Source organism: Paenibacillus sp. SAFN-054 (assembly GCF_051966755.1).
Lineage (GTDB): Bacteria > Bacillota > Bacilli > Paenibacillales > Paenibacillaceae > Paenibacillus_AQ.
Genome location: NZ_JBQCKS010000001.1, coordinates 2,034,163 through 2,051,223 on the forward strand (window position 1 = coordinate 2,034,163; position 17,061 = coordinate 2,051,223).

At 51.7% G+C, this 17,061-nt stretch carries 14 protein-coding genes; 2 read left to right on the forward strand and 12 right to left on the reverse strand.

The features are described from left to right. Nucleotides 1-21: 21 nt before the first annotated feature. From ACTHPM_RS09275 to ACTHPM_RS09305, 7 genes are all read right to left on the reverse strand, one after another. Nucleotides 22-816, reverse strand: coding sequence for a metal ABC transporter permease (locus ACTHPM_RS09275; protein ID WP_440395394.1), 795 nt, complete (start codon nucleotides 814-816; stop codon nucleotides 22-24). A 49-nt stretch (nucleotides 817-865) separates the two neighbouring features. Next, the gene (locus tag ACTHPM_RS09280; RefSeq protein ID WP_440394890.1) at nucleotides 866-1,618 is read right to left on the reverse strand and encodes a metal ABC transporter ATP-binding protein; all 753 of its coding nucleotides are present in this window, start codon (nucleotides 1,616-1,618) and stop codon (nucleotides 866-868) included. 37 nt (nucleotides 1,619-1,655) lie between these two features. Continuing rightward, nucleotides 1,656-2,564 carry a metal ABC transporter substrate-binding protein gene (locus ACTHPM_RS09285; RefSeq protein ID WP_440395395.1) on the reverse strand — a complete coding sequence of 303 codons (909 nt, stop codon included), beginning with the start codon at nucleotides 2,562-2,564 and terminating at the stop codon, nucleotides 1,656-1,658. Between the two features lie 265 nt (nucleotides 2,565-2,829). After that, on the reverse strand, nucleotides 2,830-4,827 hold the full coding sequence (metG, locus tag ACTHPM_RS09290) for a methionine--tRNA ligase (RefSeq protein ID WP_440395396.1): 1,998 nt from the start codon (nucleotides 4,825-4,827) through the stop codon (nucleotides 2,830-2,832). Nucleotides 4,828-5,175: 348 nt separating this feature from the next. Next, nucleotides 5,176-5,451 carry a membrane protein insertion efficiency factor YidD gene (gene yidD / locus ACTHPM_RS09295; RefSeq protein ID WP_440394891.1) on the reverse strand — a complete coding sequence of 92 codons (276 nt, stop codon included), beginning with the start codon at nucleotides 5,449-5,451 and terminating at the stop codon, nucleotides 5,176-5,178. 1 nt (nucleotide 5,452) lies between these two features. Continuing rightward, nucleotides 5,453-5,917 carry a Fur family transcriptional regulator gene (locus tag ACTHPM_RS09300; protein WP_440394892.1) on the reverse strand — a complete coding sequence of 155 codons (465 nt, stop codon included), beginning with the start codon at nucleotides 5,915-5,917 and terminating at the stop codon, nucleotides 5,453-5,455. A 177-nt stretch (nucleotides 5,918-6,094) separates the two neighbouring features. Beyond that, nucleotides 6,095-7,075, reverse strand: coding sequence for an ABC transporter substrate-binding protein (locus ACTHPM_RS09305; RefSeq protein ID WP_440394893.1), 981 nt, complete (start codon nucleotides 7,073-7,075; stop codon nucleotides 6,095-6,097). 272 nt (nucleotides 7,076-7,347) lie between these two features. On the opposite strand from ACTHPM_RS09305, the gene ACTHPM_RS09310 reads away from it, so the two are divergent. Beyond that, the gene (locus tag ACTHPM_RS09310; RefSeq protein ID WP_440395397.1) at nucleotides 7,348-8,322 is read left to right on the forward strand and encodes a FecCD family ABC transporter permease; all 975 of its coding nucleotides are present in this window, start codon (nucleotides 7,348-7,350) and stop codon (nucleotides 8,320-8,322) included. Then, nucleotides 8,319-9,374: a FecCD family ABC transporter permease gene (locus tag ACTHPM_RS09315; RefSeq protein ID WP_440394894.1), complete on the forward strand. Its 1,056-nt coding sequence runs from the start codon at nucleotides 8,319-8,321 to the stop codon at nucleotides 9,372-9,374. Before ACTHPM_RS09310 ends, ACTHPM_RS09315 begins: the two co-directional genes overlap by 4 nt. 61 nt (nucleotides 9,375-9,435) lie before the next feature. Here ACTHPM_RS09315 and ACTHPM_RS09320 read toward each other — a convergent pair whose 3' ends face one another. The 5 genes from ACTHPM_RS09320 to ACTHPM_RS09340 form a co-directional block, all read right to left on the reverse strand. After that, on the reverse strand, nucleotides 9,436-9,912 hold the full coding sequence (locus ACTHPM_RS09320) for a hypothetical protein (protein WP_440394895.1): 477 nt from the start codon (nucleotides 9,910-9,912) through the stop codon (nucleotides 9,436-9,438). A 206-nt stretch (nucleotides 9,913-10,118) separates the two neighbouring features. Continuing rightward, complete coding sequence (locus ACTHPM_RS09325; RefSeq protein WP_440394896.1) at nucleotides 10,119-12,488, reverse strand: stalk domain-containing protein; 2,370 nt, start codon at nucleotides 12,486-12,488, stop codon at nucleotides 10,119-10,121. Nucleotides 12,489-12,672: 184 nt separating this feature from the next. Next, nucleotides 12,673-14,292 carry a beta-N-acetylhexosaminidase gene (gene nagZ / locus ACTHPM_RS09330; RefSeq protein ID WP_440394897.1) on the reverse strand — a complete coding sequence of 540 codons (1,620 nt, stop codon included), beginning with the start codon at nucleotides 14,290-14,292 and terminating at the stop codon, nucleotides 12,673-12,675. A 113-nt stretch (nucleotides 14,293-14,405) separates the two neighbouring features. Continuing rightward, complete coding sequence (locus ACTHPM_RS09335) at nucleotides 14,406-15,194, reverse strand: response regulator transcription factor (RefSeq protein WP_440394898.1); 789 nt, start codon at nucleotides 15,192-15,194, stop codon at nucleotides 14,406-14,408. Further along, nucleotides 15,191-17,020, reverse strand: a complete 1,830-nt coding sequence (locus ACTHPM_RS09340) for a cache domain-containing sensor histidine kinase (protein ID WP_440394899.1) — start codon at nucleotides 17,018-17,020, stop codon at nucleotides 15,191-15,193. Before ACTHPM_RS09340 ends, ACTHPM_RS09335 begins: the two co-directional genes overlap by 4 nt. Between the last annotated feature and the right edge of the window lie 41 nt (nucleotides 17,021-17,061).

A 17,061-nucleotide genomic window follows, 5' to 3' on the forward strand; every position in this document is an offset into this window, starting at 1 on the left:
CGTACGTACCCCCTATAATGGCTAACTCGAAAACCCTTTTTTACCGGCCATGGTTAATATCAGAAGGGCAATCAACAGCAGGACAATCGTTGCTCCTGGCGCCAAATTCCAAATGCCGGCAATGACGAGCCCGATAATCACGGCGATCTCGGAGATAACAACGGATAGGATCACGGATGATTTGAAGCTTCGTGCGATCAATAAGCTGATAGCGACCGGGATAGTCAGCAGCGCGGAAACCAGCAGCGCACCGACGATTTTGATCGCCGTACTGATGACGAGCGCCGTCAAGACCGTAATCAGCATATTGAGCATGCGCACAGGCAGTCCATTAACGCTCGCCGCATCCTCTTCAAAGCTGAGAAGGAAGAACTCTTTGAAAAAGAGTGCAACCACGACAACCACAACCAGCGTTACGGCTCCCACGACATACAGATCCTGTGTATCCAATGTATAAATGCTCCCGAACAAATAACTCATCACATCTGTATTGTAACCCATACCAAGTGTAAAAAACAAAGACGCGAGCGCGACTCCGCCCGACATAATGATGGCAATGGACAGCTCGGCATAGCTTTTATAAGCTTTCCGCAGCTTTTCGATCGCGAATGAGGCCAAAACCGCAAAGACAAGCCCTGCGCCGAGGGGATACACCTCTATCAGGAAACCGAGGGCCACGCCTGCGATCGTCACATGCGCGAGGGTATCCCCAATCATGGACAACCGGCGCAGCACCAGAAAAATACCAATCAGCGGCGCGGTTATTCCGATCAGAATGCCTCCGGCCAGCGCACGCTGAAAAAAATCACTTAGCATAATATCGATAGCCAATGTTATACGACTCCTTCTGCAACCGCGGCTGTGATCATATCAGCGAATGCTGCAGATCCCGCTCCTCGCAATTTTGAATTTCGTGGGAATGCCGGACATAAAAATTGATGTTCCCGTTCTGCTGCTTCGGATGCTTCCCAAGATAACTTTCAACCATGCCCATATCATGGGAAACCATCAGGAAAGTCATGTGGTGATGCTCATGCATATGTGTAATTAATTCAAAGAAATCGGCCTGGGTTTTGGCGTCGATCCCCACGGTGGGCTCATCCAAAATGAGCAAATCCGGACGATTAATCATCGCTCTGGCCAGAAAAGCACGCTGCTGTTGGCCGCCCGAAAGCTCGCCGATTCTTTTACCTGCGATATTCTGAATCCCCATGACTTCGAGGGCATCGTCGCATTTTTGCTGCTGGGCTTTTCCCACTCTGCGAAACAGGTTCTTGTTGTTGTATAATCCCGACAGCACCACTTCGCGCACGGTAGCGGGGAACAACGGATTGAATGCGTTCTTTTGCGGCACATATCCGATCCGTTCCCAGTCCTTGAATTTGCGGATCGGCTGTCCGAACAGCCGGATGCTTCCTTCACCCGCCGGCAGCAGACCCACGATCATCCGCATCAGCGTAGATTTGCCGGCACCGTTGGAGCCGATGATGCCTACAAAATCCCTTTCCTTGACCGTAAAGCTGAGGTCGGAGATGACCTGCTGGTCCCGGTAAGCAAACGATATATGCTCCAGCTCAACGACCGGCTGATGACAATCGTCAATAATCGGCGTAAACATGTTGACATCCACCTCTCTTTTTCAAAATAGTTGTACTCTACTCCTGCAGGGCCAGGATCAGATTTGCGAGATTGTTGCGCATCAGACTGAAATAGTCATCACCGCGGCTCAGTTGTTCTTCCGTCAAACCTTCCACAGGATTCAGGACAAGCACCTCAGCCCCCGTTTCCGAAGCGAGCGTCTTGGCAAGGCGGTCCGATACCAGCTCTTCAAAAAAGATAAAATGAATGCCCTTCTCCTTCACCAGATTGGAGAGCTGCAGCAGATCTCTGGCCCGCGGCTCCGCATCGGGAGACAAGCCCATGATCGCATGCTGTGTCAGTCCGTAATCCCGCGCCAGATACCCGAAGGCCTCATGAGATACGACGATCTCCTTCCGAGGCATCTCATCCAGCTTGGCCTTAAACTCGTCATCCAGCTTCTCAAGCTTCTGCTTAAGCGCCGCATACCGGCTCGTGTAGGCATCCTGATGGGCCGGATCCGCTTCGATATAACTGTTCTTCATGTTCTCCGCCATGATAAGTGCCGACTTCGGGCTCACCCAGGTATGCGGATCGACATGATGCTCATGCTTATGTCCTTCACCTTCGTGCTGATGTTCCTCGTCCTCCCCTGCCTCAATCAGCGGGATGCCTTGACTGACCTCGTAAGCCTTCACCTTGGTGTCCCGGTTCAAGCCCTTCAGGAATTGGGGAACCCAGCCTTCGAGGCCCGCACCATTATAGAAAAAGAGCTGCGCTTTGGATGTGTTCACGATATCCTGGCTGCGCGGCGTCCAATCATGGGGCTCCACGCCGGCAGGCAGCAGATTGATGACATTCGCATCTTCACCGCCGATTGCCTTTGCAAACTCATATATCGGGTAAAAGGTAGTCACCACGTTGACCTTGCCTTCAACAATTTTGCCTTGGCTCTGCGGTCCGCATCCTGCAGCCAGCACGACCATGAGCAATATCACGGAGCATATCGCAGCCGACTTCAGGCGTATTTTTTTGTTCAATGTTAGACGCCCACCTTAATCGTAATTTTTACTAATAAATTATAGAATGGGTTCTGTTTTTTTGTCAACCACAGTTTGAACGGGCTGGAAATGCCTGGTCCGCATATTCATCCTGACCCGCGCAAAAAGACGGAACCCTCTTATCTTAGAGGTATTCCGTCTTATTATTCCTATTTTAGTCCCCATTCAGACTTCCTGGGAACGGGGGCCCTTACTTGACTACTGCGCCATTCGGCATGCTGTCCGGCACGGTGGCCAGCGTCAGCTGCTCCCCTTGCGAGGCTGCGAGAATCATGCCCTGGGATAATTCGCCGCGCAGCTTGACCGGCTTCAGGTTCGTGACGCAGATGACTTTGCGTCCCACGAGGTCTTCCGGCGAATAGAATTTGGCAATGCCGGAAACGACTTGGCGCTGTTCAAAGCCTAGGTCCAGCTGGAGCTTCAGCAGCTTATCGGCTTTCTTCACAGGCTCTGCCGCGATGACTTGGGCTACGCGCAGCTCCACTTTGGCGAAATCTTCGATTCCGATTTCTTCTTTCAGCTCCGGCGCTTCGCTTGCGGCCTGTTCATCTGGTTGTGCTTCCGCTGCTTGTGCTGCCGCGGTTCCGCCTGTCATGGCCTCTTTGATGTAGGCGATCTCCGGTTCAGACTCCAGGCGAGGGAAGATCGGATTTCCTTTCACCAGTTTCGTGCCCTCAGGGATCAGGCCGAATGTTTTGCCGCTCTCCCAGGCGGTCAGCTCGCCTTCTTCAATGCCGAGCTGCTCCCAGATTTTGCGCGGAGCCTGGGTGAGGAAAGGCTGCAGCAGGATGGAAGCGATGCGCAGGCTTTCCACCAAATGCGTCATGACCGAAGCAAGCTCCCCGCGTTTCGCTTCGTCTTTCGCAAGCGTCCACGGCTGGGTTTCGTCGATGTATTTGTTACTGCGGCTTATAAACTGGCTGATCGCCGTTAGGGCAACAGAGAACTCCATGTTCTCCATGGCCTCCTCTACCTTGGCGTATACGGCCTTCGCCGCTTCCTCCAGCTCGCCGTCGAAGGCGGTAATGCCGGCTTGGTACGCAGGCACGGAGCCGTCAAAATATTTGTCTACCATGGCTACCGTTCGATTCAGCAGGTTGCCAAGGTCGTTGGCCAGATCGGAATTCACGCGCTCTACGAAGCTCTCCGGCGTAAAGGTTCCATCGGCACCAAATGGCACCTCGCGCAGCAGGTAATAACGCAGCGTATCCAGACCGTAGCGGTCGATCAACGTAACCGGGTCTACGACATTACCCTTGGACTTGGACATTTTACCGTCCTTCATCAGCAGCCATCCATGCGCGAACACTTTCTTCGGCAGCGGAAGGTCCAGCGCCATCAGAATGATCGGCCAATAGATGGTATGGAAGCGGACGATCTCCTTACTCATCAGGTGTACGTCGGCAGGCCAGTATTTATCGAATAGCGTCGTGTCGTCCGAACCGTAGCCGAGCGCTGTAATGTAGTTCAGCAAAGCGTCGATCCATACGTAAATGACATGCTTCGGATCGCTTTTGACTTTGACACCCCATTCATACGTCGTACGGGAAACCGCCAGGTCTTCAAGACCCGGTTTAATGAAATTATTGATCATCTCGTTTTTGCGGGATACCGGCTGGATGAAATCCGGATGGTCTTCATAATACTTCAATAGACGATCCACGTACTTGCTCATGCGGAAGAAATAGCTTTCCTCTTTCACGCGTTCTACGGGGCGGCCGCAGTCCGGACATTTCCCGTCAACGAGCTGTCTTTCGAGAAAGAAAGACTCATCGGGCGTACAATACCAGCCTTCGTATTCTCCCTTGTAAATATCCCCCTGTGCAAGCAGACGTTCGAATACTTCCTGAACGACCTTGGAGTGGCGAGGCTCGGTGGTACGAATGAAATCGCTGTTTGAAATATCAAGCTTTTTCCACAAGTCCTTGATGCCGGCCACAATGTCGTCGACGAACTGCTGTGGGGTTTTACCCGCTTCTGCCGCTTTGCGTTCGATCTTTTGGCCGTGCTCATCCGTTCCTGTTAAGTAGCGGACATCATAACCGCGAAGCTTTTTATAGCGGACCATGGCATCCCCGGCGACGGTCGTATAGGCATGGCCAATATGCAATTTGTCACTCGGATAATAGATTGGTGTTGTCAGGTAAAACGTCTTTTTTTCAGACATGGAAAGCTCATCCTCCCGGATACAATTAATTTTGAACACAAAAAAATCCCGCCCCAGTATGGGACGAGAGTTCTCTCACGTGTTACCACCCAATTTCCCCGCTTCCTCCCGGAAGACAGGCTCCATCGGTTCCCGGCATGTGCCGGATACCGTCCATTAACGCTGGATCACGCCGCCCCCTTACGCATCAGGCTTCATGGAAGTCATGCTGACGCTCGAAAGCCGTTCCTCCCGGACCATATTCGGTGAACCTGCCTAGACCGGCTCGCAGCTGTTACCGGCTCTCTGAGCTAAGCTCGTGTTCTCCTACTCATCCGTTCGTCGGAAATGTCATATATTCCTTAATATACTGAACCTGCAGGCCGGAAGTCAAGTCAGATGCCCGCTGCCTTTATGGGAATGCCCGTCGCCTCTCTTCTCTTTGCGAGGGGGAACAAGGTCTACTCCTCCCGGATGAAAGGGCTGACATTTAGCGATCCGCTTCGCGGCAAGCCATGTTCCCTTGAGTGCCCCGTGTACTTCAACCGCCTCTAGCGCATAAGCGGAGCAGGTGGGATAGAAGCGGCATGTGGGCGGCTTCAGCGGCGAAATATATTTGCGGTAAAAACGAATGGGGCCTTGTACGATCTTGCGCATCAGTCCCATATTACTGTCCCCTGCCCATACTGGAGGACGCCTGCTGCTCCTCCTCCGAGACGGACTGCTGGCAGTCCTTACAATAACCGAATACTTCGAATTTATGCGTTACGACCTGGAAATGCTCCGGCGCATCCGCCAGATCGACCGGACAAAACTGAATCGGGTACGTCCGCTGGCACTGCAGGCAAATCATGTGGTGGTGATGATGATCCTCACTGCAGCTCGCCTTGAATTTCATGCCGTCCTCGAAAACGACCTGCTCCAGCACACCGAGCTCCTGCATCACGCGCAGGTTCCGGTAAACCGTGTCAAAGCTGAGTCCGCTGTATTTTTTGCACATATACTCATATACATCCTTGGCCGACAAATAGCCCGAATGTTCACCGAATAATCTGGCGAGCGTCTTCCGCTGGTCGGTAATGCGCAGCCCCTGTTCCGACATGGCATGAATGATCTGATCTGTCGAAAGCATAACGCTCAATCCTCCCGTTTTATTTCACGCAAAGCGTTTTATAATATGATCTCGTGAACAAAAAAACTCGAAATTTGCAGCATTCTCATACTTATAATAATGCCTCAAATCGATTTGACAGTCAATGAAGCAAGAGGGAACCCGGTAAGGGTTCCCTCTTCGAAATTCAACACATATTTACTTTATAAAATAGGTTTTCAAATCATCCAGCATCAGGTTTGCAGCAAGCACGCCGCCTGCCGTGTTCCAGATGACGTCATCCACTCGGTGGGCGTTGCCCTTTTTCACGACGTCAAGGTTTTTCCACAGCTTATCGTTCGTCCATTCTTTTTCCATCTCGCTGCCTTTGCCGTCGCCGGTTTCATAGGTAAAATAGAAGAGGATATCCCCATCCATCTCGGGAATGCGTTCCTTGCCCACGTCATCGGCAAATCCATCGCTGGTTTGCGATTCCGGACGGGCAAAACCGAGCTCGCTAAGGATCAGACCGGAGAACGTATCTCTATAGTAGATGCGCGCTTTGCCAGGCATAAAGCGAACCATGGACACTTTCGTCTTCAGCTTGTCGCCAAGCTCGGCTTTGAGATCGGACACATGCTTGTCATACGCCGCGAGAACCTCGTTGCCCTTGTCCACTTGGTTTACTGCATCAGCCCACAGCTTGAAGTTCCCTTTCCACTCGCCGCGGAGCGTTTCGGAGAATACGGTTGGGGCGATTGCCGTCAACTGCTCATAAATTTTTTCCTGGCGCATTTTCGTGCCCAGGATCAGATCCGGCTTGAGGGCCGCAATGGCTTCCACGTTCGGCTGGCCTTCCTCGCCAAGATTCTCAACGCCTTGCATCTGGTCTTTAATATGTGCATACCATGGATCCCCCGTCCAGGACTTTACAGCCCCTACCGGCTTAACTCCCATGGATAAAAGCGCTTCGGTTCCTTCGTTGGTCAACACGACCACGCGCTGCGGATGCGCCGGCACGGTCACCTTGCCCATAATGGTATCGATGGTACGGTCAGCATCGTTCGTTTCCTGCGCCGCCTCTTTGTTTCCGTTGTCACTGCCGGCTGTGCCGGTCGTACTGCCGCTATCCTTGCCGCAGGCCGAAAGCACAAGCATGGCTGCGAGCATCATGAGTATGATACCATTCCATTTCTTCATAAGTATGTTGTTCTCCCCTTTTAATTCTCTGATAATGATTATCAGTATCGACTTTATCCTAATCGATTAGGGTTTTACTTGTCAATAATATGTAGTAAATCGCCACAATTGTTCGATATATTGCCATCCAATTCGCAGATTTAAATGAGAATGATGTTCATTGACTTTCCTTTCCCCTCCCCTTAAACTTTTATATGTTATTTATTTTGCCTAATAGGAAAGAGGGATACGCGTTGCAGACGGTATGGCTGCATAAAACTACATATAAATGGATGGGTCTCATGGTCGGAATCCTCATCCTGCTTCTCAGCGCTGCAGCAAGCATTCTGTTCGGCGTGCATAGCACCGGCTGGCAACAAGTGCTGGAGGCGTTCACCTCTTATAATGGAAGCACCGAGCATATTATCGTCCGCGAAGTGCGGGTGCCCCGAGCTTTGATCGCTGCTTTTGTCGGCGGAAGTCTCGGGATCTGCGGCGTTCTGCTGCAGTCGCTCACCAAAAACCCTCTGGCGGATTCGGGCATATTCGGCCTTAACGCAGGCGCTTCCCTATTCGTCGTCGCCTCGTTCGTCCTTTTCGGCGTCAGCTCGCTGACTTCGTTCACATGGATTGCCTTTCTCGGCGCAGGCGTCAGCTGCCTGTTCGTCTTCGTGCTAGGCTCCGCGGGCAGACAGGGGCTTACCCCGCTGAAAATCACGCTTGCAGGCGCTGCCATCACAGCTTTCTGCAGTTCCATGACCAATGGCATGCTTATTATCAGCGGACGGGCTATGGAAGAAGTGCTGTTCTGGATGTCCGGTTCTGTAGAAGGCAGAAGCTTGGACATTCTCCTCCGCATGCTGCCTTATATGCTTGCGGCATGGCTTATTGCCCTGCTCATCAGTTCCTCGATCAATACGCTCATGCTTGGCGATGACGTCGCCAAAAGCCTGGGACAGAGAACCGTACTGCTGAAACTCACCATGGGACTTCTCATCGTAGTGCTCGCAGGCAGCTCCGTTGCGGTGGCCGGCCCCGTCGGCTTTCTCGGACTTGTCATACCGCATATTTCGCGGACCGTCGTTGGCAAGGACATCCGTTGGCTCATTCCATACAGCGCGATCCTCGGCGGCATTTTACTGCTGCTGGCCGATATTGCCGCCCGGTTCATCGCCATGCCGCGCGAAATCCCGATCGGCGTCATGACCGCCATCATCGGCGTTCCGTTCTTCATCCAAGCCGCCAGAAAGGGGCTGTTAAAAAAATGAGCCGATCCAATCATTCCAAAAAACCGATTGCCGTCCGGATCAAGGGCAGCCAAATTTCGTTTCTGACCAGTAAAAGACAAGTCACGGTTCTGACCGGGCTTGCGCTCCTTCTGCTACTTGCGGTGGTCGTGAGCGTCGGATTCGGAACGAAGTACGTGAATCCTTGGGCCGTCGTGCAGGCCATATTCGGACAAGGCGATGCGCTTGACGTCGTCGTGGTACAAAAACTGCGCCTTCCACGCGTACTCGTCGGTGCGATGGTCGGAGCCTGTCTGGCGATGTCCGGCGCCATTACCCAGGGTCTCATCCGCAATCCGCTTGCTTCCCCGGACGTTATGGGAGTGACGAGCGGCGCTTCACTGGCAGCCACGGCCATTATCACCTTGATTCCCTCGGCCAGCGTCTTCTGGCTGCCGCCTGCAGCATTCATCGGTGCGGCCTTAACGACATTGCTAATCTATGTCCTTTCGTGGAAAAAAGGCGTGAACCCGTTGATGCTGGTTCTGGTCGGCGTAGGCATCGGCTCCGTGGCATCCTCGCTTTCCACGATGCTGCTCGTAACCGGCCCGACCGACGTAGCCCAAAAAGCCTTCAACTGGCTGCTTGGCAGCGTCTACGGCAGCTCCTGGAAGCATGTAAACATGATTGTGCCTTGGTTCGTCATACTAGGTGTCCTCAGCCTTGCTTTTGCCCGCCGCATCAACATGCTGCAGCTTGGCGACGACTTGGCAGCGGGAGCCGGAAGCAGCGTGGAAAGAGACCGTACGATACTCATCTTCACGGCGGTCGGACTTGCTGGCGCCGGCATTTCTGTAGGCGGAGCCATCGGCTTCGTGGCGCTATTATCCCCTCACATCGCCAGAAAGCTGATCGGCTCTTCCTACGGGTCTCTGCTACCGGCCAGCGGTCTCTGCGGCGCATTCATCGTGGTGCTGGCGGATGTGCTGGCGCGAAACTTGTTCACACCGCTCGATATACCGGTAGGCGTGTTCACTTCCGCTGTCGGCGCTCCCTTCTTTATTTACTTGTTATGGAGAAGCCGGAGTTCATAGGGGCATAAGCAAAAAAGCGACCTTACAGTCCAGAACTGAACTGCAGGGTCGCTTTTTGGGTTTACGGAGAAACAGATGGTTCATCACGGTATTTCTCATCCTTATATCCATCCGTCAGCCACTCATACATCTCCAAGGAGGCGGCTCTAATTTTTGAAGATCCACTCTTGATCATTATTTCGCCTATTACGGGAGTACAGGTTGTCATCCCACCGCCGTCTGACAGCGTAACCGAAACGCAGTTGAATGCCGGTTCGGCGTCGATTACCTTTCCATTTTCCAACGTTAAACGTACCGACATTGGGTTACCATGGCGGCCATATTCTATTTGCCCTTGAACGGGCTTGGCATCCGAAATCCAGCGGGTGATTTTATGAACGACAGGGTCATTTTTATTCCATTGATAATTTCGATGCGGCATTCCCGGACGTCCGCCTGTCAGTTGAACCGAGATCACATGGCCTGAATCCATCGCCTCAAGCTGTTCTTCGGATTTCGGTGAAGCAAAAGCAGACATTAACAACACTGATATAAGCATGATGAGCAAACGTATCTTCCTTTTCATTCAGATCACCTCTTTCCAAATATAACAGGTACATCCTATTATGCAGACAAATATAAGATATTATAGGTTGTAGCATACCTGGACGAAGCATCATCTCTGCAAATCACAAAACAGCAGGCCCAACATCGAGATCCGGATGTTGGGCCTGCTGTCTATAGTATTGAGGTCCGGAGATGAATCTATTTCATCTGCGGCATCGGCATGACAAGCAAATTGATCGGCAAATTGCTTCCCGGCGATGGCGTGTACATAATTTCCACGCTCTCCTCGTAATTGCCTGTGCGGTACAGCACGCTGTTTTCGTTCGGCGCGCTTACGGCCGCCTTGTTTGCTACCTGTACGACTTGCCCGTTTACGGTAACAACACCGTTATACAAGCCGCCGCGAGGGTTCAACGTAATCAGGCTGTGAGGCGCTACACGGCTCAACGTCACTTTGTACAACACACCAAAGTTGCCCGCATTCGAAGCCTCGGTTCCGTATATGCCGTCCAATCCTTTCAGGTTCGGGTCTGCCTTGTTGTCGCCCAGAACCATCCGTGCCGGTACGGTTCCGACAGGTTCGTCGTAGCGGATCAAGCGGACCGAATCCGGATAGGTGCCGCGGTTATGCACGTCACGATCGAGCGCCGGAAGGAATGGCAGGGATTGAAGCGGATCCTTGTTCTCGTCGATCAGGATGACGCTGTACTGGACCGGATAATCACTGAAAGCATCTGCCAGTGCGGAAATCGTGTCCCCCTGCTTCATTTTGGTCTTATTGACATCCGTCATGATGACTTTGCTCTCGCCTGGAGCCAGGTTGACGACCTGCTCGGCAGACCGGTTTTGCATCGATTGGAAATAGCGCTCAAGCGATGTTTTGCCCGTCAATTCCGGATACGGGTTCGGACCGCCAATTCCAAAGTTCTGGAACGTAATTTGGGCTGGTCTATCCGTATACGTGTTCGTCGCAATGACGTACAGCTTCATGTTCTTGCCCGTGGAATTGAGATGGTGAAGCATGAAACGCGTGCTTCCCAGGGCCGTTTCTCTGTACAGCAGTCCTTCGGAATATACCGTTTCAGGGCTGTTGCTGCGGATCAGTGTTGCCGGCTCGGACGTGAACGTGAAATCCATCGTTTTCCAGGTTGGCACTTTCGTGCCGTCAAAGGTATATTTGTCTCCAACCGAAGTGAACAATTTGTTGAACTCATCCTCGGTGTAGAGCGTTTCATTCGTAATCGTAATCGTCTTTTGGAATTCGCCGACTGCGCCATGCTTGTCTGTAACCATCAAACGGATGGTAACAGGGCCCGGCTTAAAGAATGCCTTATGGTCATTTAACCATTGACGGTCGACGATCGCATTCTCATCATCGGTACTCTGGTCGGTGATGGTAATCATCTCACCCATTTTGTACTCTTCTTTGTCCGTCGTGAAATTAGCCACAGGCGGTTCATTCGGCTTCAGCACATTGATGGTAACGGTGTAGGGATCACTCCATTGACCGCTTGAATCCTGCACATAATGCGTTATGGTATGAGTTCCGACTTCTTCAAAAATATCCTGTTTGCCTTCCCAACGCTCATCCACAATCTGCAGACCGTTCGAGGTCTTCGATTGCGTCGTATAGCTGACATTCGTTTCACCTGCGAATATTTCAGAAGGCTGAACCGTAAAAGCGGCTACAGGTTTTGTCGATAACGAGAGGATAACTCTCTTGTTGGCCTGATCTACCGTGTACGGAATGTTCAGCGCTTGAGTAATCGAAGTCAGAGGAACCATGAATGTGTTTTTTTGCTGGTAAGAAGGTCCTTTCATCGGCTTGGATTCACCGTTGACGCGATACACGCTGCTGTTGGTTTTGAAGCGCAGCTCCTTACCGTCCTTGATAATGATGGTTTCTTTCGTTTTACCGTCATAAGTCAGCTTCAGGCCTACGCGTTCTACCATAGCCCGGATGGCTACATAAGAGACTCCGTTTTTAACCGCCATAGGCTGGCCGGCCAGATAAAGCTTGCCGTCCTGGTACATTTTGTTGCTGTTCATCATCAGAACGAGCTGATTTGCTCCAGCTGGTGCTGCAATACCTTGAGGTGTTGCGGTTCCGCCGGTTTCACCGGTTGTCGTTCCAGGCGTCGTCTCCGTAGACGTTCCAGGCGTCGTTCCGGTTGGGCCATTCTCACCTTCAACGCTCGTGCCTTCGCCCGCTGTGCCTGTACCGTCTGTCGTACCTGGATTACCGTTCTCAGGCGTCGCTTTGTCCGGCTCCCCTGTCGTACCGGAGTTATCCGTACCTGCTGCATCGTTTGTTCCGTTGTTTCCCCCTGTGATGGTCTGGCCGTCCCCAGTGGTTCCTTTTACCGTGTCTCCGCTGGTGGAATTGCCAGCAACTCCTGCTGTGCTGCCCGATTGCGAATTCGTACTTTCCGCACTGTTGACCGCATTCACGCTGATGCCCTGAACGGTCTCAGGCTGAACTGAGCCTTCAGCACCTGCGGCCGGAATGACAAGCGCGGTCTGAGCTGCAGCTAACACAGCAATCATCGTTAATCTTTTGAAATTCATGTACAGACTCCTTTTGATTCCATTTTTGTATCTCGCCCTCAAATAGACATAGTATTAGACGCAAATTTTGCTAAAAAGTTGCTCTTTGTCATCTTTCAAAAACGAAAAACGGAAGAATCCCCCGTTGAAGGAATCTTCCGTCCCTGCAATGTGCGTAAAACCGATCAAAAAAAGTTGAATTTTGTTAATTGGCGTAAGCCGTGTTGGGCTCTTCAAGGCTAACCGGAAGCTTGCCTTCCGCATGGATTTGTCCCGTCAGGATGGAGGCCAGCGCTTCCATAAAATAAGGCGTGTTCTCATAGCAGCACAGGTAAGCCGGTATCCCTGGAATATCGTTAAGATCGTAAGGGTTGCGCGTAGACGCCACCACCAGCTTCCCGCAGCCTAGGTCAAGCAGCCGTTCCGCCAACTGACGCTGGCCTACGGGAAGGGTGCTGCCGGCGGTATAGGTTGCCATAACAATCTGCGCGCAGGAAGCCGCCGCATGAATTACCTTCTCGATCTCCGCCCCATCCGGTTCGGCGCTGATCCGGATTTCCTTCACCTTCTCCATGTGACGGGCGAGCGCGTCGCCCAAAGTCACAACCTCGGTCCACGGCTCATCCACTTGTGTTTCGGATCGAACTTCCGGCCATACGACCAGAACCTCGCCGTTCGGATCCAGCGGGAGTTGACCTTGGTCTTTGACGAGGGTAATACTCTTGCGCGCAACTTCCTGCAGCAGGCGATCCACTTCAGGCTTTTCATGCCTTTCCGCGAAAACGGCAGAACCGTCAGCTGCCGGACGCTCGGCAATACGTTTTTGCTTGAGCGTCAAAATGCGTTCCACCGCATGATCAATCGTTCGTTCACTGATTCGGCCGCTTCGTACCGCCTGCTTGACCGCGTCAAGGGCTTCGATCTGGTCAGCAAGCGTGTGGCTCACAAGGACTACGTCCGCACCAGCCTCAATCGCTTTTACTGCCCCCTCTCCAATGCCGAAGAACTTGGCAATCGCATGCATTTCAAGGCAATCCGTCACGATCAATCCTTCGTAACCCAAATCTTCCCGCAGCAGTCCGGTCAAGACGGCTCTCGACAAGGTCGCCGGAATCGGCTCTCGCTCGATGGCCGGGAAAATCACATGGGCTGTCATGATGACGTCCACCTGCTCCTGAATCGCTTTTATGAACGGCTTCAGCTCCACGCTTTGCAGCCGTTCCACGTCATGCTCCACCGTAGCCAGCCCCATATGACTGTCCACATTCGTATCCCCATGGCCGGGAAAATGCTTGGCGGCCGCGGAAATGCCCTTTTCCTGAAATGCCCGGATGACGGCTGCGCCATGCTCTGACACCTTATCCGGGTTCTCTCCAAAGGATCTGACACCGATCACCGGATTAAGCGGATTATTGTTCACATCCAGGCACGGGGCAAAATTCATGTTGATGCCAAGCTTGCCCATTTCCTCCGCACTGATTAAAGAAACCTGATAGCTGTATTCGGGATTGTCCGTTGCCCCTAGCGACATGTTGCCAGGAATCCGGCTCATTTTCTTATGATCGATTCGGGCTACCATGCCGCCCTCCTGGTCAATAGCTATCCATAGCGGCAGACTTCCGTTAACCGCAGCTAAATGCTGCAACGAAGCAGACAGGCTTGCCACTTGCTCCAGCTCGTCAATATTGCGGCGGAAATAGATCACCCCACCCAAGTGGTACTCCTCGATCAGTGTACGGATTTGATCATCCGGTACGAGAGAGTGGAATCCGCAAATAAACATTTGGCCTATTTTTTGGTCGAGTGTGAGTTTAGAAATATCCATAGCTACACATCCTTTTATTTATCGTTCGGGGGAATGCAAACCGCCAAAGTTCAGCACTCTTCCGCATCGTCCCGGGCATCAAAATCAATTTTAATCAAGCGGTGGTCGTCATTTCATACGACAGGGATGTTCTTGGCCTGGTCACGGAATTCGGACGGGGTCATGCCCGTATATCGCTGGAACACCTTCGTGAAATACCTTCTCTCATGATAGCCGATGCCGGCGCCGATTTGCGTAATGCTCTTTTCGCTGTGAACAAGCAAATATTTGGCTGCCTCTATCCGTTTGGAAGTGACATATTCCACGAAAGTCATGCCCAGGTGGTTCTTGAACAGCAGGCTGAAATAACTGCAACTGATCCCCAAATGATTGGCAAGCTCTTCGATGCCAAGGTCGTTGTCGAGCTTGTCGGCGATATATCCCACGGCCTCGCTCATGAGCTGTTGCGGGTTTTTCCTTACGGCAGGATCGCTCTCATTCTCCTGGATTCTGGATACCGTCTGCTGGAAAGGGTCTTTGAGACGGTTATGGATGATCTGCTCGCCGATGGCTCGGATATTGTTCTCAAGCTCCTTGTAGTGGATCGGTTTGCATATATAGTCTCGAACTTTGTATTTGATCCCCGCCCTCGCATATTCGAATTCCTGGTAACCCGTCAGCAAAATGATTTCTGCCTGCGATCCTCTTGATCTAAGCTCGCTCACCAAGGTTAAGCCATCCATGACGGGCATGCGAATATCGCACAGTATGATGTCCGGGTTATGAATCTCAAAAAGGCTCAAAGCTTCCTGCCCGCTCCTTGCGGTCATCACCTGCATATTCATGTCCTTCCATGGAATAATGCTTTTCAGATTATTCAGAATCGGGGCCTCATCATCAACCAGCAGCACTTTTAGAATCATTCGGATTCCCTCCATTCTGCATCCGGAAAGACGCATTGTATGATCGTACCGGTCAGGCGCGAAGAACAGATGAAAAGCCCGTAATTTTCCCCGTAATGGATACGGATCCGATCAGCGACGCTTCTCACGCCGAGTCCCCTCCGTTCCTCATATAGATGCCGTACCTGGTCCTTTCGGTCTTCTCCGTCTTCCCTATCCGTTTTCATATACTCGAATTTCATCAGCTGCTGCGGGTCCATGCCGATTCCGTTGTCCTGAACCTGCAGGAATATCCGCCCATGCTCCGACCAGCAGGAAATATGAATGTGTCCCGTGTATGAAATGCCTTCGAATCCATGCTGGATGCAGTTCTCCACTAGCGGCTGAAGGGTGAGCTTAAGGACGCTCCTTCTCCTCATTTCCTGGGAAACATCGATTTCGTAATCAAAAAGGTCATCGAAACGGAACTTCTGAATCTCAAGATAGCTCTGCAGATGCTCGATTTCCTGATCAAGCGGAATCTCTTCCTTATCCTGAATGCTGATCCGAAGTATGCTTCCCAGCCGGTGGACCATTTCACTGACCTTGACGCCTTCGTTTTGGATGGCAAGGACATTGATGGATTCAAGCGTATTAAACAGAAAATGCGGTTTGATCTGTGCCTGAAGCACGCGCAGCTCCGCTTGGGTCTTCTGCTTCTGTTTCGTGTTAATCTGCTTGAACAGGCTGTTGATCTGGTCCACCAGATCGTTGAAGCCCTTGGCCAGAATGTGCAGTTCATCCTTCCCGCGGTCTTCGACCCTGACGTTGAAGTCTCCGCCCTCCACTTTTCTCATGAACCGGACAATGACCGCAATGGAGCCGGTGATCCTTCTCATGAACACCATGTTGAAGGTGATGGCCGCTAACAGGCATAGCAGGGTAATGCCGATAAACCACTGGGCGAATACAAGCGTTTCTTTGGAGAGGGATTTCCATGACGTGACGGATACCAGATTCCAGGAATAATCCTGAAGATGATAAATGGAAACGATGCTTTTCTCCTCATTAAAGTCTGTTTTGAAGCTCTGGTAACCGTTGCCGAACTTCACCTGCTTCTTCATCACCGAGCTGAGCTGCTGCCCTTCAATCTTTTTATTCGGATCATACAGAATTAAGCCATCATCGTTGACGAGCAGAAAATCGGTGGATTGCATGCTCTGGGATGGGGACAAGTTGCGGAAGATGGATTCAATATCCCAGTTTTTGATTTGTACGACCAGGATGCCGATATTTTTGAAATAGCTGACTTCCTTAATCAGGCGTATTTGCGTGAATACTGGTTCCGTTCCGGTCAGCTCGGGATATTCATGAGGTGCAATCCATTTCGGAACCCCATTAAGATCCATCACTTCTTTGTAGAGCGGTTGGTTTTTGAAATCCTCGAAGGGCAGCGTCGTAAAATTTTCCTTCGTAAAAATGGAAACAATGCTCGATTTGCCCGTACCATTCAAGTTGTAGAGAAATGCGTAGCTGATGGCCGGATGATTATAGAGCAGGCTTCTGAAATTGCGCTGGCTGTTGTTCAGGCTGAGCTGTTCCGCATTCAGATCCTGCTTCGTCGGATCCTTGGCGGCCAAAGCCATGTGGAATACCGACGTCGCAATCCCGTTGTCCGTGACGTTGTCCATCTGCTTCAGGACGGTACCGATGCTGTAACTGATCGCCTTGAGGGAATACTCCGTCTGCCGGCTGTATTTCTCTTCAATCGAATGCGATGAAACGATATACGTGACAACGCCCAATATGCATAGAGGAACAATGATCAATACTACAAATGCCGTAAATAATTTGTTGCGCAAGTTCATGGGCACTCTTCCAATCTTTATCCTGTAACGCCTGCTGCGGC